General features: G+C 70.7%; 23 protein-coding genes. 8 read left to right on the forward strand and 15 right to left on the reverse strand.

The annotated features are described in order from the left end of the window. The first annotated feature begins 149 nt into the window (after positions 1-149). Genes AC07VX_RS18545 through AC07VX_RS18555 form a run of 3 tightly spaced genes read left to right on the forward strand, consistent with a single transcriptional unit; the run spans position 150 to position 3,103 of the window. Entirely contained in the window at positions 150-2,531 is a 2,382-nt protein-coding gene (locus AC07VX_RS18545) for a hypothetical protein (RefSeq protein WP_493166035.1), read from the forward strand. A 1-nt stretch (position 2,532) separates the two neighbouring features. After that, positions 2,533-2,850 carry a DUF1360 domain-containing protein gene (locus AC07VX_RS18550; protein ID WP_493166034.1) on the forward strand — a complete coding sequence of 106 codons (318 nt, stop codon included), beginning with the start codon at positions 2,533-2,535 and terminating at the stop codon, positions 2,848-2,850. Positions 2,851-2,893: 43 nt separating this feature from the next. Beyond that, positions 2,894-3,103 carry a hypothetical protein gene (locus AC07VX_RS18555; protein ID WP_493166033.1) on the forward strand — a complete coding sequence of 70 codons (210 nt, stop codon included), beginning with the start codon at positions 2,894-2,896 and terminating at the stop codon, positions 3,101-3,103. A 7-nt stretch (positions 3,104-3,110) separates the two neighbouring features. Here the strand turns inward: AC07VX_RS18555 and AC07VX_RS18560 are convergent, their stop codons facing one another. From AC07VX_RS18560 to AC07VX_RS18620, 13 genes are all read right to left on the reverse strand, one after another. Next, positions 3,111-4,922, reverse strand: coding sequence for a putative bifunctional diguanylate cyclase/phosphodiesterase (locus AC07VX_RS18560; protein ID WP_493166032.1), 1,812 nt, complete (start codon positions 4,920-4,922; stop codon positions 3,111-3,113). Continuing rightward, complete coding sequence (locus tag AC07VX_RS18565) at positions 4,919-5,497, reverse strand: YfiR family protein (protein ID WP_493166031.1); 579 nt, start codon at positions 5,495-5,497, stop codon at positions 4,919-4,921. Before AC07VX_RS18565 ends, AC07VX_RS18560 begins: the two co-directional genes overlap by 4 nt. Before the next feature lie 8 nt (positions 5,498-5,505). After that, positions 5,506-7,488: a TonB-dependent receptor plug domain-containing protein gene (locus AC07VX_RS18570; protein ID WP_493166030.1), complete on the reverse strand. Its 1,983-nt coding sequence runs from the start codon at positions 7,486-7,488 to the stop codon at positions 5,506-5,508. A 113-nt stretch (positions 7,489-7,601) separates the two neighbouring features. Further along, entirely contained in the window at positions 7,602-10,550 is a 2,949-nt protein-coding gene (locus tag AC07VX_RS18575; protein ID WP_493166029.1) for an EAL domain-containing protein, read from the reverse strand. Next, complete coding sequence (locus tag AC07VX_RS18580) at positions 10,547-11,158, reverse strand: FecR family protein (protein ID WP_493166028.1); 612 nt, start codon at positions 11,156-11,158, stop codon at positions 10,547-10,549. Before AC07VX_RS18580 ends, AC07VX_RS18575 begins: the two co-directional genes overlap by 4 nt. Positions 11,159-11,342: 184 nt before the next feature. Further along, positions 11,343-12,506, reverse strand: coding sequence for an MFS transporter (locus AC07VX_RS18585; protein WP_493166027.1), 1,164 nt, complete (start codon positions 12,504-12,506; stop codon positions 11,343-11,345). After that, entirely contained in the window at positions 12,503-13,849 is a 1,347-nt protein-coding gene (locus AC07VX_RS18590; protein ID WP_493166026.1) for a DNA recombination protein RmuC, read from the reverse strand. Before AC07VX_RS18590 ends, AC07VX_RS18585 begins: the two co-directional genes overlap by 4 nt. A 17-nt stretch (positions 13,850-13,866) precedes the next feature. Further along, on the reverse strand, positions 13,867-14,658 hold the full coding sequence (locus AC07VX_RS18595; RefSeq protein ID WP_493166025.1) for a hypothetical protein: 792 nt from the start codon (positions 14,656-14,658) through the stop codon (positions 13,867-13,869). Next, on the reverse strand, positions 14,655-15,638 hold the full coding sequence (locus tag AC07VX_RS18600) for a 2-hydroxyacid dehydrogenase (protein WP_493166024.1): 984 nt from the start codon (positions 15,636-15,638) through the stop codon (positions 14,655-14,657). Before AC07VX_RS18600 ends, AC07VX_RS18595 begins: the two co-directional genes overlap by 4 nt. After that, complete coding sequence (locus AC07VX_RS18605; protein ID WP_493166023.1) at positions 15,626-16,951, reverse strand: sodium:proton antiporter; 1,326 nt, start codon at positions 16,949-16,951, stop codon at positions 15,626-15,628. Before AC07VX_RS18605 ends, AC07VX_RS18600 begins: the two co-directional genes overlap by 13 nt. Beyond that, on the reverse strand, positions 16,951-17,664 hold the full coding sequence (locus tag AC07VX_RS18610; RefSeq protein WP_493166022.1) for a nitroreductase: 714 nt from the start codon (positions 17,662-17,664) through the stop codon (positions 16,951-16,953). Before AC07VX_RS18610 ends, AC07VX_RS18605 begins: the two co-directional genes overlap by 1 nt. Continuing rightward, positions 17,661-18,101, reverse strand: coding sequence for an acyl-CoA thioesterase (locus AC07VX_RS18615; protein WP_493166021.1), 441 nt, complete (start codon positions 18,099-18,101; stop codon positions 17,661-17,663). The genes AC07VX_RS18610 and AC07VX_RS18615 overlap by 4 nt, the downstream gene beginning before the upstream one ends. Next, a complete protein-coding gene (locus AC07VX_RS18620; RefSeq protein ID WP_493166020.1) occupies positions 18,098-19,036 on the reverse strand; it encodes a histone deacetylase family protein in 939 nt (312 codons plus the stop codon). The genes AC07VX_RS18615 and AC07VX_RS18620 overlap by 4 nt, the downstream gene beginning before the upstream one ends. A 169-nt stretch (positions 19,037-19,205) precedes the next feature. On the opposite strand from AC07VX_RS18620, the gene AC07VX_RS18625 reads away from it, so the two are divergent. From AC07VX_RS18625 to AC07VX_RS18645, 5 genes are all read left to right on the forward strand, one after another. Beyond that, the gene (locus tag AC07VX_RS18625) at positions 19,206-19,760 is read left to right on the forward strand and encodes a phasin family protein (protein WP_493166019.1); all 555 of its coding nucleotides are present in this window, start codon (positions 19,206-19,208) and stop codon (positions 19,758-19,760) included. A 168-nt stretch (positions 19,761-19,928) separates the two neighbouring features. Further along, positions 19,929-20,654, forward strand: a complete 726-nt coding sequence (locus tag AC07VX_RS18630; protein WP_493166018.1) for a LiaI-LiaF-like domain-containing protein — start codon at positions 19,929-19,931, stop codon at positions 20,652-20,654. A gap of 4 nt (positions 20,655-20,658) precedes the next feature. Next, positions 20,659-21,720, forward strand: coding sequence for a sensor histidine kinase (locus AC07VX_RS18635; protein ID WP_493166017.1), 1,062 nt, complete (start codon positions 20,659-20,661; stop codon positions 21,718-21,720). Beyond that, positions 21,717-22,463: a LytR/AlgR family response regulator transcription factor gene (locus AC07VX_RS18640; RefSeq protein ID WP_493166016.1), complete on the forward strand. Its 747-nt coding sequence runs from the start codon at positions 21,717-21,719 to the stop codon at positions 22,461-22,463. The genes AC07VX_RS18635 and AC07VX_RS18640 overlap by 4 nt, the downstream gene beginning before the upstream one ends. Before the next feature lie 98 nt (positions 22,464-22,561). Further along, positions 22,562-23,392, forward strand: a complete 831-nt coding sequence (locus tag AC07VX_RS18645) for an alpha/beta hydrolase (protein WP_493166015.1) — start codon at positions 22,562-22,564, stop codon at positions 23,390-23,392. 4 nt (positions 23,393-23,396) lie between these two features. Here AC07VX_RS18645 and AC07VX_RS18650 read toward each other — a convergent pair whose 3' ends face one another. Both AC07VX_RS18650 and AC07VX_RS18655 read right to left on the reverse strand, forming a co-directional pair. Next, the gene (locus tag AC07VX_RS18650; RefSeq protein WP_493166014.1) at positions 23,397-24,029 is read right to left on the reverse strand and encodes an LON peptidase substrate-binding domain-containing protein; all 633 of its coding nucleotides are present in this window, start codon (positions 24,027-24,029) and stop codon (positions 23,397-23,399) included. 3 nt (positions 24,030-24,032) lie between these two features. Further along, positions 24,033-24,953 (reverse strand): patatin-like phospholipase family protein, encoded by a 921-nt coding sequence (locus tag AC07VX_RS18655; RefSeq protein ID WP_493166013.1) that lies wholly within the window; start codon positions 24,951-24,953, stop codon positions 24,033-24,035. Positions 24,954-24,966: the final 13 nt, after the last annotated feature.

The following is a 24,966-nucleotide window of genomic DNA, read 5'->3' on the forward strand; positions in this document are numbered from 1 at the left end:
TATGTCCTGCCCGCCCTAGGGAGATGGCGTCCGCGCCCTCCGCCTAGCTTTGGAACGAGGCCCCGCGACGGCTCCCCGCCGCCGCCCTCTCGAAGAGCCCGCGGTACGCGCGGCCCGCCCATCGCCACACCATCTCCAGGAGGCACACCATGGCCACCCCACCCAAGCCGGCCCGTCCCGGCGCCATTCCCACTTCGACCGCGGCCGAACTGCTGCGCCCCGCCGCCGGCAACGACGACGGCGAGCCGCTGGACGAGGACTTCCGCTTCGTTCTCGGCGAGCTGCTCGCGGCCTACAAGCCCGTGCTGGAGGCCGACCTCCAGCGCGCCGAATCCTCCGAGGCACTCATCAAGGACGCCCTTGCCAACCCGCCCAGCTGTGAGGACGAGTTCACCCAGGCCTTCGCGCTGTTCGAGCGCTTCGGCAGCGAGGACGTCGCGCAGCGCCTGCTGCCCGCCGAACTGCGCGAGCAGCTCGGCGCCGTGGAGCGCTGGCGCTGGTGCCTGCTGCATCTGCGCTGCTGCATCGTGTTCGGCTGGCTGATGTGCCGCGGGCCGCGGAGCTTCCGCGGCTCCAGCTACTACCTGTGGCGCTACTGGCGCTGCGTGCGCGAGGTGCTGGGCGCGCCGGTCGCCAACCCGCCCACGGCCACCGAGCGGGCCGATTTCGCCCAGCTCGTGAAGGCCCTGGCCACGGCCTACAAACCCTACCTCGATGACCAGCTCGCCAACGTCGAGTTCGCGCAAGGCCTGCCCGAGCAGGTGCTGTCGGGCCAGGTGGACTGCTTCGAGGACGGTGACGCCAACACGCTGATCCTGGAGCGGCTGCTCAGCACCGACACGGCCGCTGCGCTGATGGGCCGCGAGCTCATCGCCAAGCACCGCGCCGATCCCTTCTTCTGGTTCTGCCGCTGCTGGTGCCTGTGCGCCATCCGCTTCGGCTGCTGCCTGGCGCGCGCCCGCAACCTGCGCGACGTGTTCCGCTGCCTGCGCAGCTACCGCGCCTGCCTGCGCCGCTGCCAGCGGCCGCTGCACTGCCGCCTCGTCGGCCCGACGGGCTGCGTGCGCGGCGAGACCGACATCCTGCCCGGGCGCATCCTGGAGCCGCTGCTGGGCGATGCCGAGGGCAGCGACTTCGGCCATTACCTTGTCGAGGTGCGCAGCCCAGGCGGCAACCTGCTCGGCGGCTGCGTGCTCTACCCCAACAACCTGGCCCTGCCCGACCTGGCCGCCACGCAGGGCAACTTCTCCGTGTCGGGCGGCACGCTGGGCTGGGTGGACACGCGCAAGTGCGCCGTGGACGCCGGCATCGAACTGCTCACCTCCACGACGTTCACGCTGACGCTGCGCGTCTTCTCGGCCAGCGGCGCCGAGCTGCAGCCGCCCTGCACCGGCAGCTTCTCGCTTTCGGTCAACGAGGTCTATATCAAGCGCGTCAGCACGCCCTGGTCGGTGGACTACCCCAATCCGGCTGAGCCCCTGCGCGCCAGCGACAGCGCGGCGGCCATACTGTCGACGATTGGCGGCGGCATGCACGTGCGCGGTGCGGCCAATGTCTACGGCTGCCTGGGCGAGAAGATCCGCGAGTACACGATCTGGGCCATTCCCGACCCGAGTTTCAGCGAGCCGCAGCCTGCGCCGTTCACGAGCATCGTGCCCGGCGGCAGCTGGCGCCTCGTCACGCACATCGAGTTCGCGCCGATGAGCATCGCCCAGCCCAGCGGCCCGCCCATCAACTACACGGCCGACCAGGTGCGCAGCAGCAACGTGCTGGACGGCGACCCCACGCCCAGCGTGCTGACCAATGTGTGGAGCGCCCGCAGCGAATGCATCTGCGTGCACATCGACTCCACCAACTTCTGCACCTGCTGGAACGTGCCGTCGCTGGCGCCCAGCGCGTTCGACAGCAACGCCCTTCCCAAGCAGGATCCGCCCAACCAGCAGGGCGCCAGCGGCAAGTTCAGCTTCCTGCTGCAGGTCATCGACACCGCCGGCAACACCTACTACGACATCCAGCGCGCGTGGGTGGACAACGAGCCCATCCAGGCTTCCATCGTCGGCATCGGCAACCAGGCGCCCTGCTCCGACATGTACACGCAGACGCCCGAAGGCGTGTTCAAGACGGTGGACATCCGCGGCTACGCCTGGGACCAGTACATCGACCGCATGGACCTCACTGCGCCCACCAGCAACAACTTCGACCGCTACGAGGTGCGCTTCGTCAAGCAGGGCGCAGTGTCGCCGCAGGTCCAGCTGATCAACTCGACCAACACCGTGCCGGCCCGAGCGCTCGCGCTGCCGGCCGAAAGCCTGGCCACCGGCACGCTGACCCCCTGGAACCTGCAGGTGCTGGACGCCGCCAGCAACCCGCTGGGCCTGCCCGGCGACCAGCTCCTCGGCCCGGGCGAAGCCTGCGTCTACAACGTCATCCTCGAAGCCTGGGACAAGACGGTGGTCAACGAAGGCACCGTGCACTACTCGGGCTGGGTGCTGTTCCCGATCAAGATCATCAACGGGCCGGAGCCCGTCTGACATGAGCTGGGAGGAGCTCGGCTTCTGGCCGCGGCTGGCGCTGGCGGTGCTCGCCGCCTGGCGCCTGACGCATCTGCTCGCGGCCGAGGACGGGCCCTTCGGCCTCGTGCTCAGGCTGCGCCAGCGCCTGGGCAGCGGTCCGTGGGGGCAGTTGATGGACTGCCCCTACTGCGTGTCGCTGTGGGTGGCCGCACCGCTGGGGGCGCTGCTGGCGAACGACTGGCTCGGCTGGGGCCTGAGCGTGCTCGCGCTGTCAGGCGCCGTCTGCATCATCGAGGCCGGGCTGGACACCCGTGTCTCGGCACACAAGGGGAATTGACATGGGTTGCTGCGGACAAGGCCGCGCCACGTTGCGCCAGGCCATGAACACCTCGCCCGCGCCGGCACGCGCGGCCGCCGGGCCGGCCGAGCGGCGGGTGCTGGTGCACTACCGCGCCAGCGCGCCGGTCGTCGTGCGCGGCGTGGCGAGCGGGCGGCTCTACGAGTTCGACGCCGGCCAGCCGACGCTGTACGTCGCCGAGGGCGACGCGGCCGCGCTGCTGCGGTCGCGCTGGTTCGAGCGGCGGGACTGAGCCCGGCTCACTTCCCCAGCAGCAGCGCAGGCACATCCTCCGGCATGACGGGCCGGCAGAAGCCGAAGCCCTGCATGAGGTCGCAGCCCATGGCGATCAGTGCCGCCTCGTCAGCCGGCAGCTCGACGCCCTCGGCCACCACCAGCATGTGCATGGCATGCGCGACGCGCACCATGGACTCGACCAGCGTGTGCGAGTCGGCGTTCGTCGACAGCCCATGCACGAACAGCCGGTCGATCTTGAGCTTGCGGCAGCGGATGCGGCGCAGATAGGCCAGCGAGCTGTAGCCGGTGCCGAAGTCATCGATGGCCAGGCCATAGCCCAGGCCCTGCAGCGTGAAGACGAAGGAGTCGGGCGTGTCGATGTCCTCGAAGCCCGCACTCTCCGTCAGCTCGAACTCGACCTCGGCCGGCGTCAGGTGCAGCTGCTTGAGCTGCTGCAGGAAACGCTCGCGATGCTGGGGCTTGCGGCACTGCTCCCAGGACAGGTTGATCGACACGGCGGGCGGCTTCAGGCCGATCTGCTTCCAGGCATCCAGGTCGCGGCGCAGCACGGCCAGCAGCGCCAGGCCGAGATCGACGATGAGGCCCGAGCTCTCGGCCACCGGGATGAACTCGACCGGCGACACCCAGCCCCGCTCGGGATGCCGCCAGCGCGCCAGCGCCTCCATGCCCAGCACGCGGCGCTGGGCGTCGTACTGCGGCTGGTAGGCCAGGGAGAACTGCTCCTGGGCCAGCGCCTCCAGCATGTCGTGCTCCAGCGCCAGCCGCGAGCGCAGCGCCTCGCCGATCTGCGGCGTGAACAGCTGGAAGCTGTCCTTGCCGAGCTGCTTGGCATGGCGCATGGCCGCGTCGGCGCAGCGCATGGCCTCGCTCGCGTCCTGCGCATGCTCGGGCAGCAGCGCGGCGCCGACGCAGACATGCAGCGGCAGCCAGTGGCCGTCGTAAGACACCGGCTGGGTCAGCTCGGTCTGCAGCTGCGCGACATGGGCACGCAGGGCCTCGCCCTCCAGGCGCGGCGCCAGCAGCAGCGCGAACTCGTCGGCCGACAGGCGCGCCGCCTGGTCGCCCGGCCGGCACAGCAGCCGCAGCCGCTGGCTGAAGGCCTGCAGCACGGCGTCACCCGCGGCATGGCGGTGCTGGTCGTTGATCTGCTTGAAGTCGTCCAGGTCCAGGATCAGCAGCGTGGTGGCCTCCTGCTGCTGCAGCGCGCGCTCCAGCAGGCCGCGCATGTGCTCGCGGTTGGGCAGGTCGGTCAGCGCGTCGAAGCGGGCGATGTAGCGGGTGCGGCGCTCCACCTCCTTCATCTGCACGCGCAGCCGCTTGGACATCCACCAGGCCAGGCCGGCCGTGACCAGCAGCGTGCCGAACGTCGCCACCAGGAAGCGGGCCTGATCCATCCACATCGGCAGCCGGCTGGCCTCGATGGCCAGCAGGCCCACCCGGCGCCCATCGGCCATCACCAGTACCTCGACCCTGGCAACGCCCGCCAGATCGTGCAGCCACAGCCGCTCGGCGGGCGGCCGCGAGAACTGCGTGAAGGCGCTGCCATCGTTCTTCAGCAGCCTGGCGTGGACGATGGCTGGGTTCTGCTGCAGCGCCAGCAGGCTCTCACCGGCGTCGCTGCGGCTGTCGAAGACCATGGCTGCGGACACCGTCTGCGCGACGATGCTGGCCTGGGTGCGCAGGTCCTCGTCCTGGCGGTCCAGCAGCCGCCAGTACTGCAGCAGGCTCAGCACCAGGGCGAAGGTCAGCAGGGCCGCGAACGCGACCATGAGCTCGCGCAGGCGTTCCGAGGCGTCGGCAAATCTCGGTTTCATGGGGCGGCTGTCTGGTGTCGCACGTAGCGGGCCAGGCGCAGCAGCTTGGTGCTGACGGTCAGGCCGGCGCGGCGGGCGGCGTCGAGATCCACGTCGAAGACGATACGACCGTCCTCGACCTGCAGGTTGATCATCGCGCCCTGATCGAGCATCGCGGCCACGTCGGACACGACGAGCAGCGGCAGGTCGGCAATCTGTGGACGCAGGCCGGTCTGCGGCGCCGGCAGGTAGAGCAGGTGGCAGCCGGTCAGCGGGTCGCCGCGGCCCAGACGGCGCACGTCGACGGTGAGCTGCCGGATGGGCCGGCCGGCCAGCCCCTGCAAGGCGCCCTCCATGCGCCCTTCCCCCAGCGTGCACAGCTGCAGGCCGCGGCCGGGCTGCTCGCGCTCGGTCGGCCAGCTCACGAACATCAGCACGCGGTAGACGACCTCCGCCTTCAGCGCCTCTGGGGTCCCCCCCTGCGCCAAGGCCGGCCGCGGAGCCGACAGGCAGAGCGCCAGGCAGGCCGCCAGCGCACAGCCGGCGAGCCATCGCCAGCGCGCACTGTGGGTCGGGGCCGCCTTATGCCAGGGCATGCTGTTGCTCAGAGCGTGATGCGCCAGTCCAGGCGCCAGGCGCGGGCCGGCTGGGGAATGGCACTCAATGCGGTGTCGGGCGTCGACGGGTCGAGGTTGCGGCGGTCCAGCGCGTTGTTCACGTGCAGGGACACGCTCTGGCGCTCGTCGACGTGGTAGCGGAGGTGGGCGTTGAGGCCGACGTTGGTCGGCACTTCCACCCGGCCAAGGCGCGGGCCGAGCAGCAGCCCTTCGAGGCCCAGCTGCAGACCCTTCCAGGGCGGCGACACGAGGTGCCCCTTCAGCATCCAGGTCGGCGCGTTGCTCAGCCGCTCGCCGCCCTCGTTGCGGGCGTCCATCCAGGAGGCGCTGGCGCGCCACAGCCAGCCATCGCTGGCACGCTGCTCCACCCCGAGGTCCACGCCGCGCAGCCGCACGCGGCCGACGTTGCGGTACTGCACCACCGCGTCCGGCTCATCCGTCAGCGGCACCGGCTCGATCAGCCGGTTCATGCGCGTGTAGTAGGCGTTGGCGCTGAGCGCGTGGCCGCCGTGCAGCAGGTATTCCCACGAGGCCTCGGCCGAATTGAGGCGCTCCGGCCTGAGGTTCTCGCTGCGCAGCTGGGAGACGCCGCCATCCTCGTAGAAGCGCTCGTACAGGTTGGGCGTGCGAAAGGACTGGGCCCACATCAGCTTGAAGGACTCGCGCTCGTCCGGGCGCAGCGCCAGCACGGCGCGCGGGGAAGCGGCGAGCGAGAAGCCACGCACATGATCCAGGCGCAGGCCGGTGGTCAGGTGCAGCGTCGACGACAGCCGCCATTGGTCCTGCGCATAGACGGCCGCGGAATGCTGGCTGACATGGGAGTCCAGGCTGACCTGGTAGGGCTCGACGTCGTAGTTGCGCTGCACGCCATAGGGCGAGGCGCGCAGCTCGGCGCCCACCATCAGCTGGTGGTTGAGCAGGCCGCGCCACTGCATGCGGCCTTCCAGCGTCGTCCATTGCGTGTAGGCCACATCCTTGTTGATGCGCTCGGGAGCAGGGCCGAACACATAGCGGCCGCGGAAGTCATAGCCCGCGACGTTGAGCCTGACCGTGCGACGCACATCGTCCTGCCAGTCGTCGTCGTAGGCCACTTCGCCGAGCACCAGGCTGTCGCTGTAGCGGGTGCCCGGCGCGCCAGCCACGGTGCCGTAGGGGGCGGTGGCGGCATCCTTGTCGCGGCGCACGGCACTGAGCGAGACGCGCCAGGCGCCGTTGCGGTACTTGGCGAGCAGCGCCGCCTGGCGCTCGCCGTCCAGGCCGCGCACCCAGCCATCGGGCGTGCCAAGCTCGGGCAGGTGGAGGTTCTCGCCCGCCATGCTCAGCAGGTTGACGCCGAGGAAGAGGTCGCCGCCGCCCGCGGGCGCGGCGCCGTAATGCATCTCGACCCGGCGCAGGCCCAGCTGCCCCACGCTGCCCTGCGCCGTCAGGCCCGGGGCGTCCGCGCCGTTCAGCGTGACGACGTTGACGACGCCCAGCAGCGCATTGCTGCCGTACACCGACGACCCGGGGCCATGCACCAGCTCCACGCGCTTGACCCACTCCGCCACCATGGGCAGCTCCAGCTGCGGCAGCCCCTGGTCGTAGATCGCATCGTTGACCCGCTGGCCATCGATGGTCATCAGCACGCGCGAGCTGTAGTCGCCGGGCCGGTTGAAGCCGCGCAACCCGAGCGCACTGTAGGTGCGCGAGTTGCTCAGGTAGACGCCCGGCAGGCGGGCCAGCTGGTCGCCGACCGTCAGGTGGCCCAGGGCGTCGGACTCCTCGCGCTCCAGCACCGTGACCGACGCGGGCGCGTCCATCAGGCTCTGGGCATAGCGGGAGGGGCCTTGCACCTCCCGTTTCAGAAGTGCTTCGAGCGCCTTGTCATCCGAGGCTTCGGGGGCGGGGGCGGCGCTAGCCGCGAAAGACAGTGCCAGCGTGGAAGACCAGGCCAGCGCAGAGATGCGGCTTGTCACGATTTCGGTCGCCATCGTCGCGATGGCGGAGGGGAAACGGAAACCTCAGCTTACCTTTGACACCCCCCGAAGTCGCTGTCACATGTCACGGCCGCCGTGGATTCGATCACCTCCGTGCAGCTGTCGTCTCAACGTCGCCACGGCGTCGTCCTGATCGCCTCCGTAGCCTGCGCCTCTGGCAGCGCTTTCGCAAACAGCCAGCCCTGCCCCACCTGCACGCCCAGCTGCTCCAGCAGCGCCGCCTGCTTCTCGTCCTCGACGCCTTCGGCCAGCGTCTGCTTGCCCAGGGCCAGGGCCAGGCCGACGATGGTGCGCACGATCTCCAGCGCCTCATGGCCTGCGGCCAGGCGGATGACGAAGCTGCGGTCCACCTTCAGCGTGTCGAAAGGGAAGCGGTGCAGATAGGCCAGCGACGAATAGCCGGTGCCGAAGTCGTCGATGCTGAGCTTGAAGCCCATGCGCGCCAGCTCCTGCAGCACCTCGGCGCTGCGCTGCGGGTTGGCCATGGCCATGCTCTCGGTCACTTCCAGCTTGAGGCGGTGCGTGGGCACGTCGCCCAGGGCCGCCAGCGTGGCTCGGGCATCGGCCAGCAGTTCGAGGTCGCGCTCCAGCTGCACGCCGGACAGGTTGACGGCCACCTCGCCCGTGAAGCCCAGCGGCTGCCAGCGCCGCAGCTGACGCGCCGCCTCCAGCAGCGCCCAACGCCCGATGGCGCAGATCTGGCCACTGGCCTCGGCCACGGGGATGAAGTCGCCCGGCATGATGACGCCCCGCTCGGGGTGGCGCCAGCGGATCAGGGCCTCGAAGCCCAGCAGCGCGCGGTCCTGCAGGCGAACAAAGGGCTGGTAGTGCAGCTCGAACTGCGTGCCGCTGGCGAGGGCCGCGTCGATGGCCTCGCGCAGCCAGCGGCGCGACTGCTCGACGAGCTGCTCGGCCTGGTCGAACTCATGCGTCTGCCCGGGCCCACCGGCCTTGGCGCGGGCCAGCGCACCTTCCGCGGCCGTCAGCAGTTCGTCGGCCGTGGCGGGGCCGTGGCGGCGCTGGGCCCAGGCAATGCCGGCGGTCAACTGCAGCATCGGCGTGGCAACGTTGAAGGGCTGCTGCAGCAGCCCCCGCACGCGGCGCGCCAGCTCGGCCGCGCCATCGCCGCCGGCCAGCAGCAGGGCGAACTGGTCCGGCCCCATGCGGGCGACGAGATGACGCGCGCCGAAGGCGGACTTCAGGCGCGCCCCCAGCTCGATCAGCACCGCGTCGCCGACGATCGGGCCGTGGGCCTCGTTCAGCCCGCGAAAGCCGTCCAGCCCCAGCAGCAGCACGCCGGTCTCGGGCGCGAACACGCCGGCCAGCAGCTGGGTCAGCTGCTCGCGGAACAGCACGCGGTTGGCCAGGCCGGTCAGGCGGTCGTGCAGCGCGTCGAAGCTGATCTGGCGCTGCAGGCGCTGGCTCTCGGAGATGTCGGTCAACGACCCGGCCATGCGCACCGGCCGGCCGTCCTCGCGCACGGCCAGGCCGCGCGCCAGCAGCCAGCGCTCCTGGCCGCCCTGGTTGAAGTGCAGCACGTGATGGAACTGCAGGCTTGCGCCAGCGAGGTGGGCCTGCAACTCGGCCTCGAAGGCGGCACGCATGGCAGGCTCCAGCGGCTGCGTCCAGGCCTGGATGGTGTGGCCGGCCTCGGCGGCGGACAGGCCCATCAGCGCCAGCCAGCGCGGCGAGTAATAGACCTCGCCCGTGGCAAGATCCCAATCCCACAGGCCGTCGTTGGCGCCCTGGGCAGCGAGGGCATAGCGCTGCTCGCTGGCCGCCAGGCGGCGTGCGGCGTCTCGGCGCTGGCTCTGCTCGATGCCGGCGCGCAGCGCGCTGCCGCCCAGCGTCGCCACGGTCAGGGCCAGCAGCGGGGGCGCCAGCCAGAACACGAAGTAGCGGCTCTCGAAGGCCCACTGCGCGGCCCCCAGCAGCGCCAGCACACCCAGGCCGATCAGCGCCAGCGCCAGGCCCAGCGGCCGGCGCGCCAGCAGCAGCACGGCTCCCAGCGGCAGCAGCAGCACGGCGGCCAGCTCCGCCGCGCCGCCCCAGGCCGGGCGCACGAGGCCGCGGCCGGTCAGCAGGTTGTCGGTGACGGTGGCGATGCGCTCCATGCCGGGCAGGCGGGCGTCGAAGGGCGACGGCAGGTGGTCGCCCGCGGCCAGGGCCGACACGCCGACGACGGCGATGCGGCCGCGCAGCCGCGCGGGATCGACCTGGCCGCCCAGCAGTTCGGCCAGGCCCACGCTCTCGAACGGGCTCTGCGGACCACCGGGGCCGTAGTAGTTGACGCCGGTGCGGGACAGTTCGTCCAGGGGCAGCACGAGTGCTTCGCCGACGCTGACCTCGGCGCCGAAGCGGGCCCGGGCCTGGCGCCAATCGGCACCGCGCGCGAAGGCGGCCAGGCGCAGAGGCAGCGAGGGGTAGACCTCGCCGTCCAGGCGCAGCACGGGCAGGTCGCGGCGGATGCTGCCATCGCTGCCGGGCCGCACGCTGATGTGGCCCAGGGCCGCGGCGGCTTCGGCAAGGCCCGCCTCGGGCGCGATGAGCCGGCGAGGCCGGTAGTGGCTCTCGCTGCGCTCCAGCGCCGCATCGCCCTCGTAGCGCAGCAGGGCCTGGGCCAGCACCGCGGGCGGCACCGCGGCGTCGGCCCTGCCCTCGTCGGGCAGGGAGAAAGGGATCAGCACGCAGGCGCAGGCCTTCATGGCGGCCGCCAGCGCGGCGCTGGCCTCGGCCGTGCCGCCGCCCGGCAGCAGCAGGATGTCCAGCGCGATGGCGCGCGCGCCGCCGGCGTGCAGGGCCTGCACCGCACGGGCCAGGTCGGCGCGGTCGGGCGCGCGGCCGCCCAGGGCCTCGAAGGCCGCATCGTCCACGCGCACCAGCAGCAGCGGCAGCTCTCGGCCCGGTGCCAGCGGGCCACGCCAGAAGGTGCGCCAGTCCTGCAGCCAATGGTCGGGCCGCTCCAGCGCGGGCATGTCCGCCCGCCACGCGGCCATGGCGAAACCCAGCAGCGCCGCTGCCAGCGCGATCAGCGCAAAGCCGAGCCTGGCCCTCAATCCAGCGACCCCAGGCGCTGCTCGACGCGCTGCACCCGCTCGGCCGACCAGGCGACCGCGGCGCTGCATCGGCTGGCATCGCATTGCGTGCCGTTCTGCGCCCGGTTCAGGCGCACCGGCTGGCGCGGCTTGATGCTGCCGGCCTGCTGGCCGGCAGGCTCGACATCGACCTCGCCCGTGCTCAGATGCACGGCCGTCGCGCGGTCGTCGCCGACCTCGACGCTGAACTCGGTGCCGCGCACGGCCGTCACTGCGGTCGGCGTGCGCACCGTCCAGCTGCCGTTGGCCGAGGGCGTCACGCGCTGGCCGACGAGGCCCAGCTCCAGCAGCAGCCCGGCCGCGCGCGGCTGCGTGGCCGGGGCGCTGAAGGCCTCGATGCGCAGCTGGCTCCTGTCGGCAAGAACGAGCACGGAGCCGTCGATGAACTTCAGTCGCACGCGACCCGTGGCACCGGTGTGCAACGTGGTGCCGACGTCCAGCCGGTCACCCACCGCGAGCGCCCTGCCGTCCAGGCGCCGGGCATCGCCGCTGACGGCCGTCACTTCACAAGCCTGCTGGGCAAGGGCCGCAGAACTCAGCAGGGACAGGCACAGCAGCAGCGCACGCATTGCAGGCTCCTATCGAGGCAGATCGCCGAAGAGCGCATCTCCGGCCCAGTAGAACGGATGCGTGCGGCGCCCGCCACCGAGGTTTCCTCGGATCATCCCCATTTGAGCCACGCGCGGCGGGCGGCCACCGCCACCGCCACCGCCACCGCCACCGCCACCGCCACCGCCGATGCTATCGGCGGCTTCAGAGCTTGCGCGCCGGCCACTGTGCCGCCAGCAGCGCCGCGGCCATCACCCACATCGGCGCCGTCAACGCCGTCGCAGCGGCCAGCATGCCGAAGCCGACCGGCATACCCACCGTCGCCCCATTCAGCGTCAGCATGCGCAGGCCCAGGGCCTGGCCATGGCGCTCGGGCGGCGTCGCACGGTGCAGCATGGCCAGCACCATGGGCTGCACCGAACCCAGCGCAATGCCCAGCAGCGCCGAACCGCATATCAGGCCCAGCGTGCCAGGCAGCCAGGCGTAGGCCATGAAGGTCAGCATCGCGACGGTCATCGCCACGCGCAGCGCCTTGGCTTCGTCGATGTCGTCGGCAAAGCGCACGATGGCCAGGCGCACCACCGTCGCGGCCGCCGCGAAGCTGCCCAGCACCAGGCCGATGCTGGACGCCGACAGGCCGCGCGCGTGACCCACGACGGGCACGACGAAGCTGTGCGCGTCCCAGCCGGCCGACAGCGCCAGGTTGACGATGAGCAGGCGGCGGTAGGCCGGCAGGCGGAACAGGTCCCAGGCCGCCCGCTCGCGAAAGCTCTTGGTGTAGACGGCCGGCGGGTTGCGCGGCACCTTGCGCGCCAGCGCCCAGGCCAGCACGGGCAGCACGGTCGCAAAAGCGAAAGCGGCCGTCATGCCGATGTGGTCGATGAGCAGACCGGCAATGATGGGCGACAGCGCGTTGGACATGGCCGGCCCCAGCGCCATCCAGCTGAAGATGCGCTTGAGCTCGCCGGGCTCCTCGGCCATCAACCCGGCCTCGCGCTGCAGGGCCACGGCCGCGACCGCCACGGCCCCGCCGCACAGCAGGCAGCCGGTGGCGATGGCCCAGAGCTGAGGGACCGCAAGCGGCAGCAGCGCACCGGCGAAGGCCAGCGCCACGCCGATGCCGACCGGCCGGTGGAAGCCGTGCCGGTCGGCCAGGCGGCCGGCCCACAGCGACAGCGCGATGGGCGCCACGGCGAACAGGCTCAGCAGCATGCCGACCGAGGCTTCGCCGTAGCCCTGCTTGAGCACCCAGAGGCTGGCGGTCACGCGCGTCGTCGCCATGCAGGCATGCACGCAGATCATGGTGGCGATCAGCCACGAGAAGGCGTGCCTCAGGTTCTGCTTGCCGGCCGGGGCAGCGTCGCTCACTCGGCGTCCTCGCCCAGGCTGATCTGCAGCAACTGCTGGGCCGCGTCATCGGGCAGGGCCTCCACGCCCTTGAGCTTGCGCGTCATCGCGCGGGTGCGCACCTCGGCTGCGTCCAGCGTGTTGCCGGCCTCTTCCAGCTTCTTCTTGGCCTTTGCCAGCACGTCGCCGAACTTGCCGAACTCGGTCTTGACGGCCCCCAGCACTTCCCAGACCTCGGCCGAGCGCTTCTCCAGCGCCAGCGTGCGAAAGCCCATCTGCAGGCTGGTGAGCGTGGCCAGCAGCGTGGTGGGTCCGCACAGCATGACCTTGTGCTCGCGCTGCAGGCCTTCCAGCAGGCCGGGACGGCGTAGCGCTTCGGCGTAGAGGCCCTCTGTGGGCACGAAGAGGATACCGAAGTCGGTCGTGTGCGGCGGGGCGACGTACTTCTCGCGGATGGTCTTCGCTTCCAGCCGCAGGCGGTTCTCGATGGCCTTGCCCGCCGCCTCGGCAGCGGGTGCATCCGCGCGCTCCTGGGCGTCCAGCAGGCGCTCGTAGTCCTCGCGAGGAAACTTGGCGTCGATGGGCAGCCACAGCGGCTGGCCATCGTCACGCTGGCCGGGCAGACGGATGGCGAACTCCACGCGCTCGTTGGAGCCGGGCAGCGTCGCCACGTTGGCCGCGTACAGCTCGGGCGTGAAGACCTGGTCCAGCAGCCCCGCGAGCTGCACTTCGCCGAACACGCCACGCGTCTTCACGTTGGTCAGCACGCGGTTCAGCGAGCCGACGTCGCGCGCCAGGTTCTGCATCTCGCCCAGGCCCTTGTGCACCTGCTCCAGCCGCTCGGCCACCTGCTTGAAGCTCTCGCCCAGGCGCTGCTCCAGCGTGGCGTGCAGCTTCTCGTCCACCGTGGCGCGCATCTGCTCCAGCTTCTTCTCGTTGTCCTGCTGGATGGCAGTGAGGCGCTGCTCCACCGTCAGGCGCAGTTCGGCCAGGCGCTGCTCGTTGGTCTTGGACAGGGCCTGCAGCTGCTCGCGCATCAGGTCACCCAGGCGCTGCATGGCCTCGGTCTGCGAGAGCGCACTGCGCTGCGCGGCGGCGTCCTGGGCCTCGCGGGCGGCCAGGGCCTGAGCGGCCAGCGACTGGTTGCTGCCCTGCAGCCCCTGCGTCAGCACCTGCTGGAACTGGGCCAGGCCCTGCATCAGCTCCTGGCGCGTGCCGCTGGCGCTGCGGCCCAGCTCGTCGCGCAGTTCGCGCTCCAGCCTCTCGTTGCTCTGCAGCAGCTCAGGCGGCACGCCGGCTTGTGGCTTGCCGCGCAGCAAGATCCAGACGAGCAGCAGCAGGATCAGGGCCAGCAGGCCCAGCATCAACAACTCATACACGCTCATGGAGCAACGAGCCCCGCCACGGCCTTGGGCAGCTCGGCCTCGATCAGCGCCTCCAGCGCCTTTACGCGCTGCTCGGGTGTCGTGGCGGCCCAGGGGTTGGCGGCGTCGGCGGCGGCCACCGGCAGGCGGGCCGCCACGGCGAGGGACTGCTCGCGCCGGAGCTTGAGGTCGCCGAGGTCGACAAGGGCCACCCGGATGGAGACATAGGGCGCGAACACCGGCAGGCCACCCTGGCCGTCGAAGCCGATCTGGCCGCTGGGCCGCTGGTCCAGCACGAAGCCAGGGCCTTCCAGCGTGGCCAGGATGCGCTGCGGCAGGGCCGCGGCCAGGGCCGGCTCCTGGCGGCTGCGCGTGACCAGCAGCAACCGGGCCGCGCCGCTCTGGCGCACGGCCTCGCCGAGCTTGCCGGGCAGGCTGAGCCTGCCGTTGACGAACAGGTTGGCCGGGTCGCCGAACAGGCTGCGCGTCGACGAGGTGTAGAGCTTGACCTCACGCTCCTTGCCCGAGGCCTTGACGGCCTCGTTCAGGGCCTGCAGCACCGCGTTGTCCAGGCCGCCGGCAGGCGATGACGTCCACTCGCCGGTCTGCACGGTGTCGCCGCGCGCCGGGCTCAGGGAAATGAGCTGCACGTTGTCGCCCAGCAGGGACAGCGCGGCGAACTTGGTTGGATCGCGCGGCGTCTTGTCCTCGACGACGGGCTCGGGTGGCGGCGGCGCAATGCTCTTGCTTTTCTGCGCGAAGGCAAGCGCGGGCAGGAGGCAGAGCAGGCAGATCAGGCGGCGGTTCATGCGCAGAGGACTTCGGGGTTCAGCGGCGTGAGGGGCTGGCGCGTGGTCAGCGCCGCGAGGAGGTTGTCGGCGGCGAGCGTCGCCATGGCGATGCGGGTCGGCATGGTGGCGCTGGCGATATGGGGTGTGAGGACGACGTTGGGCAGGGTCAGCAGGGCCGGATTGACCTTGGGCTCGCCCTCGAAGACGTCCAGGCCTGCCGCGGCGATGCGGTGCTCGCGCAGCGCGGCGGCCAGCGCGTCCTCGTCGACGATGCCGCCGCGAGCCACGTTGACCAGCGTCGCGGTCGGCTTCATCAGCGCGAGTTCGGCCGCGGCGATGCAGTGGTGGGACTCGGCGGAATAGGGCAGCACGAGCACGAGGTGATCGGCCTGGCGCAGCAGTTCGTCCTTGGACGTGTAGCGGGCGCCGAGCTCGGCCTCGGCCTCGGCCGGCAGCCGCGAGCGGTTGTGATAGATCACGTTCATGCCGAAGCCGAAGCGGCCGCGGCGCGCGATGGCCTGGCCGATGCGGCCCATGCCGAGGATGCCCAGCGTCGTGCCGTGCACCTCGGCGCCGGCCAGGAAGTCCCAGGCCCAGCTCTTCCAGCCGCCGTCGCGCAGCAGACGCTCGCCCTCGCTCATGCGCCGGGCCGTGGCCATCAGCAGCGCGAAGCCGAAGTCGGCCGTGGACTCGGTCAGCACGTCGGGCGTGTTGGTGACGAGCACGCCGCGCGCCGTGCAGGCGGCCAGGTCGATGTGGTTGTAGCCCACGCTCATCGTGCAGACGGCCTTGAGGTCCGGGCAGGCGTCCAGCAGCTCGGCCGTGATGCGCTCGGTGCCGGTGATGTAGGCGCCGGCCTTGCCTTTCAGTCGGGCGCGCAGCTCGTCGGGGCTAAGCGGCGATTCACCGTCGTGGAAGTCCACGTCAAAGCGGGCAGACAACTTCTGCACCACCTCCGCCGGCGCACGGCGGGCAATCAAGACTTTCAACGCATCCATATCCAGGCCATCACAAAAAGAAGAGGCAGCAGCACTGCGCCGGACCAGAGCAGATAGCCACCAAAGCTCGGCATCTTGACACCTCGCTCCTCGGCGATCGCCTTGACCATGAAATTGGGGGCATTGCCGATGTAGGTCATGGCCCCCATGAAGACCGCGCCGGCAGAGATCGCGGCGAGCACCGGGGCCCCTTCCGTCATCAGCCGCGCCGCGTCGCCACCGGCCAGGTTGAAGAAGGCGAGATAGGTGGGCGCGTTGTCCAGCACCGAGGACAGGCCGCCGGTCAGCCAGAAATAGGCCGCCGGCGAATCGAGCAGTGCCGCCAGCGGCGCAAAGGCGCCGGCCGGGCCGGCCTTGAGCATGGCGATGACGGGCACCATGGTCAGGAAGATGGCGATGAAGAGCTTGGCCACCTCTTGCATCGGCGCCCAGCTGAAGCGGTTCTTCTCACGCACGCCGGCGGGCGTGATGGCCAGTGACACGAGCGCCACCGCCACGAGGCCCGCGTCGCGCAGCAGGGCCTGCAGCGGCAGCGGCGTGCCCCAGAGATCGAAGACGATGCCCGGCTTCCAGGTGCCGCTCATCAGCACCAGGCCGACGGCGGCGGCCAGCGGCAGCAGATTGACGGCGCCTTCCAGCCCCGCCCGGGGGGCGTCGGGCGTGGGGTCGACGGGCGTGAGGCCCTCCCTGCGGTAGAGCCACGCGTCGATGCCCCAGAACACGGCCAGCAGGCTGGTGAGCAGGAACAGGGTCTCGGGCCACAGGTGGCCGGCCGTCCAGAAGAAGCCGACGCCCTGCAGAAAGCCGAGGAAGAGCGGCGGGTCGCCCAGCGGCGTCAGCGAGCCCCCAACGTTGCCGACGATGAAGATGAAGAAGACGACGACATGGGCGTTGTGGCGGCGGTTGTCATTGGCCCGGATCAGCGGGCGGATCAGCAGCATGGATGCGCCCGTCGTGCCCATGAAGCTCGCCAGCACGGCGCCGAGTGCCATCAGCCCGGCGTTCAGCGTGGGGCTGCCGTGCAGGTTGCCACGGATGTAGATGCCGCCTGCCGCCGTATAGAGCGCGCCGAGCAGGATGGTGAAGGGCAGGTATTCCTCCACCAGTGTGTGCAGCAGCACGCCGCCCGCTGCGGCTGTGCCGAAGGCCAGCGTGAAGGGCAGCAGCAGCGCCAGCGTCCAGGCCGCGGCGATCTTGCCGAAGTGGTGGTGCCAGAGCGCGGGCGCTGCCAGCGGCATGACGGCGATGGACAACAGCAGACCGGCGAACGGTGCCGCCCAGGCCAGGCCGAGTTCGGCGCCTTGCAGCGCCATCAGTCTTCGATGAAGCGGGCGAACTCGGACACGGGCGCGCGCTCGGTGACGAGGCTGTTCTCGACGGCGGCCGGATCGGCAAAACCCATGGACATGCCGCAGACCAGCATCTGCTCGTCGCTCAGCTGCAGCTCCTCGGCGATCAGCTTGTGGAACTGCGTGAAGGCCGCCTGCGGGCAGGTGTGCAGGCCGCGTGCGCGGGCCGCCACCATGATGTTCTGCAGGAACATGCCGTAGTCCAGCCAGGAGCCCTGCTGCATGACGCGGTCGATGGTGAAGAACATCCCCACCGGCGCGTCGAAGAAGATGAAGTTGCGGCCATGCTGGTACTGCATGCGCGCCTTGTCGGTCTTGGCGATGCCCAGCAAACCGTAGAGATCCCAGCCCACCTTGCGGCGGCGGTCGATGTAGGGGCTGCGCCACTCCGTCGGGTAGTAGGCGTACTCCTCCTTGTGAGCCGAGTTCTGCTCGGCGTCGAGGTAGGCGGCCTGGATGCGACCAGAGATGCGCTTGAGCGCTGCCCCGGTCAGCACATGCACCTGCCAGGGCTGGGTGTTGGTGCCCGAGGGGGCCCAGGAGGCGACTTCGAGGATGTCCTCGACGGTCTGGCGCGGCACGGGCGTCGGCAGGAAGGCGCGCAGCGAGTGCCGCGTCTTGATGGCGGCGTCGACGGCAGCGGTCTGCTCGGGCGTGGGGGTGTCGAATCGGCTCATGGGGTCAGGGTCTTGAGGGCGGTGAGGTAGGCGTCGGGCAGCGCGGCCACCGGGCGGCGGCTGTCGCGCTCGACGTAGACGTGAACGAAATGACCCCGCGCAGCGCACAGATCCGCACCTTCGGCGAACAGGCCGATCTCGTAGCGCACGCTGGAGCGGCCCTGTTGGGCCACCCGCACGCCAGCCTCGATGCGCTGCGGGAAGGCCAGCGACTCGAAGAAGTTGCAATGCGTCTCGACGACCAGGCCGATGACCGCGCCGCCGTGGATGTCCAGCGCGCCGGCCTCGATCAGCAGGCTGTTCACCGCCGTGTCGAAGAGGCTGTAGTAGACGACGTTGTTCAGGTGACCATAGACGTCGTTGTCCATCCAGCGGGTGGTCAGCGGCACGAAGCGGGGGTAGGCCTCGCGGCCGTCGGGCTGGGGGCGGGAAGTCATGGCGAGGATTCTTTCATGCGCTGCCAGGCAGCCCAGGACGCCGCGGCGACATTCAGCGTCGTGACCTGCACGGCCACCGTCGTGGCCAGGTCGTGGCCGTAGCCGCCCGCCATGCTCAGCGCCACCGGGATGCGGCGCTCGCGCAGCGCGTCCAGCACGCGGCGGTCGCGCTCGGCCAGGCCGGCGTAGCTCAGCTTCAAGCGGCCGAGGCGGTCGGCCTCGTGGGGGTCTGCGCCGGCCAGGTAGAAGACAAGGCCGGGGTCGCAGCGGCGCCAGACCTCAGCCAGCGCCGCGTCCAGCGCCGCCAGGTATTCGGCGTCGCCGCAGCCATCGGGCAGGCCCACGTCCAGGTCGCTGGCCTCCTTGCGGAACGGGAAGTTCTTCTCGCCGTGCATGGAGAAGGTGAAGACCGTGTCGTCGTCCCGGAAGATGGCGGCCGTGCCATTGCCCTGATGGACGTCCAGGTCGATGACGAGCACCCGCAGCAGGCGGCCGTGGCGCCGCTCCCATTGCGCCTGCATGAGCCGCGCGGCTACCGCCACATCATTGAAGACGCAGTAGCCGGAGCCCTTGTCGGCGTAGGCATGGTGGGTGCCTCCCGCCATGTTGGCGGCCACACCCTCGGTCAATGCCGCCTGCGCGGCGGCGATGCTGGCACCGACCGAGCGCTGCGACCGCTCGGCCATCGACGGGCTCCAGGGGAAGCCGATCTCGCGCTGCTCGGCGGCATCCAGTCGGCCCAGCAGCACCGCGTCCACGTAGTCCGGCGTGTGGGCCAGCATCAGTTCGCCCTCGGTCGCAGCCGGCGCCGGCCGCATTCTCAGCAGCCCCGGCTCGCGCTCGAAATGCTCCCGCAACAAACGGTACTTAGATTGCGGGAAGCGGTGCCCCGGCGGCAGCGCCAGGCTGTGGGCGTCGGAGTGGAAGGCCAGCATGGCCGCCACGATAGCCGCAGGTGCTTTTTTGCAGATTGACACCCCTAATTTGCTGCACTGCACAAAAAGTTCTTGCAATCCGGCGCAGGACCCCTATCATTCAGTCCATGTTGCAGTGCAGCAAAAGAAGCACAGCAAACGGTTCAACCACCCAACCCGGAGTAACACCATGCTGACCGCTGAACAAGTCCTCGCCGCTCACAAGGCCAATGTCGAAACCCTCTTCGGCCTGACCAACAAGGCTTTCGAAGGCGTCGAGAAGCTCGTCGAGCTGAACCTGCAGGTCGCCAAGACCGCGCTGAGCGAAGCCGCCGACACGACCGCTGCTGCCCTGTCCGTCAAGGATGCGCAAGAGCTGCTGTCCCTGCAGGCCGCCCTGCTGCAGCCGACCGCCGAGAAGGCCGCTTCCTACAGCCGCCATGTCTACGACATCGCCTCCGCCACCGGCGCCGAAGTCGCCAAGGCCGCTGAAGCCCAGTTCGCCGACGCCCAGAAGGCCTTCACGTCCGTCGTCGACAACGCCGCCAAGAACGCCCCGGCCGGCACCGAGAACGCCGTCGCCCTGGTGAAGTCGGCCGTCGCTGCCGCCAACAACGCTTTCGAGTCGGTCCAGAAGGCCGCCAAGCAAGCCGTCGAAGTGGCCGAGTCCAACTTCCAGGCCGCCACGACGCAAGCCGTCAAGGCCTCGCAGACGGCGACCCGCGCCACCAAGCGCGCTGCCTGATCTCCGGCTACCGCCTGAAAAGCCCGGTGCGAAAGCACCGGGCTTTTTTTTTCATTGGCGCAGCAGGCTGTCGATTCGTCGGCGGCTGGCGTCGATTGGCCGGAGGAGCCGCGCCGGCGCCGCAAGTTCGGGGTCTACTGGCGGCCAGTTCAAGACTGCAACCCCACCATGAGAGATTCCCGCATCAAGGTCCGCCGCGAGGCCCGGCATGCCGGCCACCGCGTCCTCTTCGGCCTGGCCGTCATCGGCATCGGCGTGCTGGCCCTGCTGGACAACCTGCGCTTCTTCGACGTCGCGCTGCTGCGCACCTTCTGGCCCCTGGGCCTGGTGCTGTGGGGCCTGGCGCGGCTGGCCTGGCCGCATCACCGCGGCAGCGGCCTGTTCGGCCTCATCCTGATCGGCGTCGGCCTGATGCTGACGGGGCAGAACCTCGGCTACGTGCACTTCCACTGGCGCGACTGGTGGCCGGTCTTCATCATCGTGGCGGGCCTGTCCATCCTGATGCGGGGCTTCTTCCCGCGGCATGAGGCGCAGGCCTGCTTCGACACCTCCACGCTGGAGCATGGCGAGGTGGCCAACATCCACGCCAGCTTCGGCGCCGTCAGCCAGCGCCATGACTCGCGCAGCTTCAAGGGCGGCCGTGTCGAGGCGACGTTCGGCGGCGTGGAGCTGGACCTGACCCAGGCCGCCATCGATGGCCCTGAGGCAAAGCTCGACATCGCAGCGCGCTTCAGCGGCATCGAGCTGCGCGTGCCCCGCGACTGGCAGGTCGTCGTCGAGGTGGCATCGACATTCGGCGGTGTCGAGGACAAGACCGTCCCGCCCATGAACCCCGTCGCCCGCCTGGTGCTGCGCGGCGAAGTGGTGTTCGGCGGCCTCGAAATCAAGCACTGATCCCTTGCATCCGCTGCTGACTCACTGGCGCGGGCTGGCCGTCTACCTGCTGGTCTGGGCCCTGGCGGGCCCCGCGCTGGCGGCGCTGCTGCACGTCCTGCACGTTGCGCCCCTGGGCGCCGCCCTGCCCTGGACGGTGCCGCTGTGCGGGGTGCTCGCCTTCGTCGCGCTGGCCACCTACTACCCTTGCCGCGGCCGCCCTTTTGGCGACACGGCGTGGGCGGTGGCGCTGGGCTACCGCGCCGCCCTGGTCGCCACCCTGGCTGCGGCGATGACCGGCCTGGCCGCGGGATGGGATGCCGCGGGCGTCCTGTTCGGCCACCCGCAAGGGTGGGTGGGCCTGGCGCAGGGCGGCCTCGTGATGCTGGCCGCCGCCCTGCTCGGCCTGTTGACGCTGGCAGTGCTGGCCCATGACCTGCTCATCGCTTTCCAGCGCGCCCAGGCCGCCACGGCGCGCGAGGCCCAGGCACGGCTGCTGGCACGCGACATGGAGCTGCAGCTGCTGCGCCTGCAGATCGACCCGCACTTCCTCTTCAACAGCCTGAACTCCATCAGTGCCCTCACCCATCTCGACCCCGCCGGCGCCCGCACGATGGCCATCGACCTGGCGCAGTTCTTCCGCCAGACCCTGGACCTCGCCGGCCGCGACCGCATCCGGCTGCAGGACGAGCTGTGCCTGGTGCAGCACTACCTCGCCATAGAGCAGCAGCGCCTGGGCGACAAGCTGACCACCGCCATCGACGCCACGCCAGACAGCCTGGACGCGCTGCTGCCACCGCTGACCCTGCAGCCGCTGGTGGAGAACGCCCTCAAGCATGGCCTTCGCCCGCTTGATGCTGGCGGGCTGCTCAGCCTGCAGGCGCTGGTACGCGACGGCTGGCTGCATCTGGCCGTGCGCAACCCCGTACCCGCTTCGCCGGCGCAGGAGGGTGGGCTGGGCCTGGGCCTGCGCAACCTCCGCGAACGCCTGGCCGCCCATTACGCCGGTCGCGCCCACGTGCACTGGAGCCGCACGGACGAGGGCTTTGCCGTCGAGATCTCCCTGCCCTTCGAGCCCCTGCCATGACGCCCAAAGCCCCCTTGCGAGCACTGATTGCCGACGACGAGCCGCTCGCCCGCCGGCTGCTGGCCGAATACCTGCGGGCGCACGACGATGTCAGCCTCGTGGCCGAGGTCGACAACGGCCTCGCCGCCGCCCGCGCCATCACCGATCTCAAGCCCGACCTCGTCTTTCTGGATATCCAGATGCCCAAGCTCACCGGCCTGGAGGTGCTGGCGCTGACCGGGCGGCGTGACGGCGTCATCTTCACGACCGCCTACGACCAACACGCCCTGCGGGCCTTCGAGCTGCACGCGGTGGACTATCTGCTCAAGCCCTTCGCCCAGGCCCGCTTCGACACGGCACTGGAGCGCGCACGCCGCCTGCTGGGCCAGCCCGCGCCGGGGCTGGACGGCCTCGTCGCCCCGGCTGGCCCGCGCATCGCGCGGGTGCTCGTGCGCGACAACGACAGCACCGGCGGCATGCAGGTGCTGCTGGTGGACGACATCGCCTACATCGAGGCCCAGGCCGACAACGTCGCCTTCCACGCCCACGGCCGCGAGCATCTGAAGGCGCAACGCATCTCGGAGCTGGAAGTCCAGCTCGACCCGGTGCGCTTCGTGCGCGTGCACCGCTCCTTCATCATCAACCTCGCCGCGCTGCAAGGCCTGGAGCGCACCGACAGCGAGGCCTACGTGGCCCGCATGAAGAACGGCAAGCGCATCCCGGTGAGCCGCAGCGGCTACGACAGGCTGCGCGCGGCACTCTAGGTCGCGCCGCCACGCTGCGTCGCGTCCCTGGCCGGCCCGCGGCGGATGTTGCGCCAAGCTCGTGCAAACTTGCGCACCGCTTCCCAACCTCCGACGCGATGACCACCACGACCACCGACGACGGCCTCAAGCTCCACCTCCGCCACTGGCCCGCGGCGACCTCCCCCGCACAGGGCCAGCTGCTGATCTGCCATGGCCTGGGCGAGCACATCGAGCGCTATGCCCATGTCGCCACGGCGTTGAACGCCGCCGGCTGGGATGTGCACGGCTGGGATCACCGCGGCCACGGCCGCAGCGAGGGCCGCAAGGGCGACATCCCCGAGCACGACGCGCTGCTGCGCGACACGGCCCGTGTCATCGACGCGGTGCGCAAGCCCGGCCAGCGCTTTGTGCTGCTGGGCCACAGCATGGGCGGGCTGATCGCGGCGCGGTTTGCTGCCGAGTCGCTGGCGGACAAGCCGGCCGTCTGGAGCCGACCGCTGGACGGCCTCGTGCTGTCGTCGCCCGCGCTCGATGCGGGCCTGTCCGGCCTCCAGAAGCTGCTTCTGGCCGTGGCCGGGTCGCTCGCACCCGGGTTGGCCGTCAGCAACGGCCTCAAGCCTGAGTGGATCAGCCGAGACCCGGCCGTCGTGCAGGCCTACGCCAGCGATCCGCTGGTGCACGACCGCATCACGGCCCGGCTGACGCGCTTCATCGTCGACAGTGGCAGCCGCGTCATCAGCGACGCGCCGCGCTGGGCCATGCCCACGCTGCTGATGTGGGCCGACGCCGACCGCTGCGTCGCACCGCGCGGCAGCGAGGCCTTCGCCACCGCCGCGCCGGCCAACGTGGTGGCCACCCGGCCGTGGGACGGCCTCTTCCACGAGATCTTCAACGAGCCGGAAAAGGCGCAGGTCCTGAAGACGCTCACGGACTGGCTGAACGGCTGAACGCCTATGGGCGCGGGGCCGTGATGGCGTCGAGCCGGTCGACCACCAACTCCAGCCTGAGCAGCGGGCTGTCCATCGCCATCAGCCGCTGACGCGCCTCGACGGGCATGGGCAGCAGTTCGGCCCAGCGGTTGGACAGCCAGCCGGCATCGTCCCATTCGTAGGGCGGCTGCACGGGCGGCTCCCCGGCGGCGGCGCGGGCGCCCCAGCCGGCGAGCAGATCCTGCAGCCGTTGCGCCGCATGGCGCAGGTCGTCGGGCACCGGCACGTTCACATCCTCGGGCAAGCGGTCCAGCTGACCGACCCACAGGCCGTGGCTCAGGCAGCGCGCGCCGCGCACGCGAAAACGCTGCACGCCGCGTGCGCGGATCTCGATGAGCCCGGCCTGGGTGTGCTCGAGATGCTCGATGCGCGCGAGCGTGCCGACCTCATGAAAGGCTTCGCGCTGGAAGCCTTCGCCCTCGCGGCGGCGCACCTCGTCGCCCGCCGTCAGGGCGACGACACCGAAGGGCTCGCCGAGGGCGTGACGGCGCTGCACCATGTCCAGGTAGCGCGGCTCGAAGATGCGCAGCGGCAGATGGCCGCCGGGGAAAAGCACCAGGCGCAGCGGGAACAGCGGCGTCTCGGTGTCGCTCATGCCTCAGCGCGTCTTCTCTGCGATGCGCTGGCGCAGCAGCGGCAGGATGGCCTGCGCCGCCTCGCGCCCGGCCTGCACCGCGCGGCGCCGGGCCGTGAAGTCGGCACTGCCGACGCCGTCGAGCCGGGGCCGGATGACGACGTCGGCCTCGCGCAGCTCGAACATGTTGATGCTGCGCCCCATGATGGAGAAGGTCTGCATCAGCATGCGGAAGGCGTCGCCGGGCGGGTCCTTCTCGGGCGGCGAGCTGATGTCCACGGCAATGACCAGCTGCGCGCCCATCTCGCGGGCGGAGCGCACCGGCACCGGTGAGACCAGGCCGCCGTCCACGTACTCACGCTGGCCGATCTTGACCGGCTGGAAGACGGCCGGCACGGCGCTCGACGCGCGCACCGCGGTGCCGGTGTCGCCGCTGCGAAAGAGGATGGAGGAGCCATCGGACAGGTCGGTGGCGACGATGCCCAGCGGCAGCGTCATCTGCTCGATGGCCTTGCCGCCGGTCTTGTCGCGGATGAAGCGGGCCAGCGCCTCGCCACGGATCAGGCCGCGCAGCGGGAACGACCAGTCGGTGATGGCTCCCTCGTCCATGGTGTCGGCCAGGGTCTGCAACTCCTTGCCGGTCTTGCCCGAGGCGTAGAGCGAGGCGACGAGGCTGCCGGCGGAGGTGCCGGCGACGAGGTCAACCTTGATGCCGTTTTCTTCCAGCACCTGAATGACGCCGATGTGGGCAAAGCCGCGCGCCGCGCCGCCACCCAGGGCCAGGCCCAGGCGCGGGGGCCTGGGGGCGGGCTTGACAACAGGCGCGGGCTCCGGCGCCGGCACGACAACGGGCGGCTGCGGCGGCTGGCTGGGCAGCACGGAGCAGCCGGCCAGCACGGCGAGGGTGGCCGCGAGCCAGGCGCGGCGGATCAGGGCGAGGGTCATGGAGAGAACGGGA

Source organism: Roseateles sp. GW821-FHT03B02, from assembly GCF_059421025.1.

What these genes read in the sequence shown, in the direction of transcription:
- AC07VX_RS18545 (WP_493166035.1), top strand. Translation starts at nt 150, where the DNA reads ATGGCCACCCCACCCAAGCCGGCCCGTCCCGGCGCCATTCCCACTTCG.
- AC07VX_RS18550 (WP_493166034.1), top strand. Translation starts at nt 2,533, where the DNA reads ATGAGCTGGGAGGAGCTCGGCTTCTGGCCGCGGCTGGCGCTGGCGGTG.
- AC07VX_RS18555 (WP_493166033.1), top strand. Translation starts at nt 2,894, where the DNA reads ATGAACACCTCGCCCGCGCCGGCACGCGCGGCCGCCGGGCCGGCCGAG.
- AC07VX_RS18560 (WP_493166032.1), bottom strand. Translation starts at nt 4,922, where the DNA reads ATGAAACCGAGATTTGCCGACGCCTCGGAACGCCTGCGCGAGCTCATG.
- AC07VX_RS18565 (WP_493166031.1), bottom strand. Translation starts at nt 5,497, where the DNA reads ATGCCCTGGCATAAGGCGGCCCCGACCCACAGTGCGCGCTGGCGATGG.
- AC07VX_RS18570 (WP_493166030.1), bottom strand. Translation starts at nt 7,488, where the DNA reads ATGGCGACCGAAATCGTGACAAGCCGCATCTCTGCGCTGGCCTGGTCT.
- AC07VX_RS18580 (WP_493166028.1), bottom strand. Translation starts at nt 11,158, where the DNA reads ATGCGTGCGCTGCTGCTGTGCCTGTCCCTGCTGAGTTCTGCGGCCCTT.
- AC07VX_RS18590 (WP_493166026.1), bottom strand. Translation starts at nt 13,849, where the DNA reads ATGCTGGGCCTGCTGGCCCTGATCCTGCTGCTGCTCGTCTGGATCTTG.
- AC07VX_RS18595 (WP_493166025.1), bottom strand. Translation starts at nt 14,658, where the DNA reads ATGAACCGCCGCCTGATCTGCCTGCTCTGCCTCCTGCCCGCGCTTGCC.
- AC07VX_RS18600 (WP_493166024.1), bottom strand. Translation starts at nt 15,638, where the DNA reads ATGGATGCGTTGAAAGTCTTGATTGCCCGCCGTGCGCCGGCGGAGGTG.
- AC07VX_RS18605 (WP_493166023.1), bottom strand. Translation starts at nt 16,951, where the DNA reads ATGGCGCTGCAAGGCGCCGAACTCGGCCTGGCCTGGGCGGCACCGTTC.
- AC07VX_RS18610 (WP_493166022.1), bottom strand. Translation starts at nt 17,664, where the DNA reads ATGAGCCGATTCGACACCCCCACGCCCGAGCAGACCGCTGCCGTCGAC.
- AC07VX_RS18615 (WP_493166021.1), bottom strand. Translation starts at nt 18,101, where the DNA reads ATGACTTCCCGCCCCCAGCCCGACGGCCGCGAGGCCTACCCCCGCTTC.
- AC07VX_RS18620 (WP_493166020.1), bottom strand. Translation starts at nt 19,036, where the DNA reads ATGCTGGCCTTCCACTCCGACGCCCACAGCCTGGCGCTGCCGCCGGGG.
- AC07VX_RS18625 (WP_493166019.1), top strand. Translation starts at nt 19,206, where the DNA reads ATGCTGACCGCTGAACAAGTCCTCGCCGCTCACAAGGCCAATGTCGAA.
- AC07VX_RS18630 (WP_493166018.1), top strand. Translation starts at nt 19,929, where the DNA reads ATGAGAGATTCCCGCATCAAGGTCCGCCGCGAGGCCCGGCATGCCGGC.
- AC07VX_RS18640 (WP_493166016.1), top strand. Translation starts at nt 21,717, where the DNA reads ATGACGCCCAAAGCCCCCTTGCGAGCACTGATTGCCGACGACGAGCCG.
- AC07VX_RS18645 (WP_493166015.1), top strand. Translation starts at nt 22,562, where the DNA reads ATGACCACCACGACCACCGACGACGGCCTCAAGCTCCACCTCCGCCAC.
- AC07VX_RS18650 (WP_493166014.1), bottom strand. Translation starts at nt 24,029, where the DNA reads ATGAGCGACACCGAGACGCCGCTGTTCCCGCTGCGCCTGGTGCTTTTC.
- AC07VX_RS18655 (WP_493166013.1), bottom strand. Translation starts at nt 24,953, where the DNA reads ATGACCCTCGCCCTGATCCGCCGCGCCTGGCTCGCGGCCACCCTCGCC.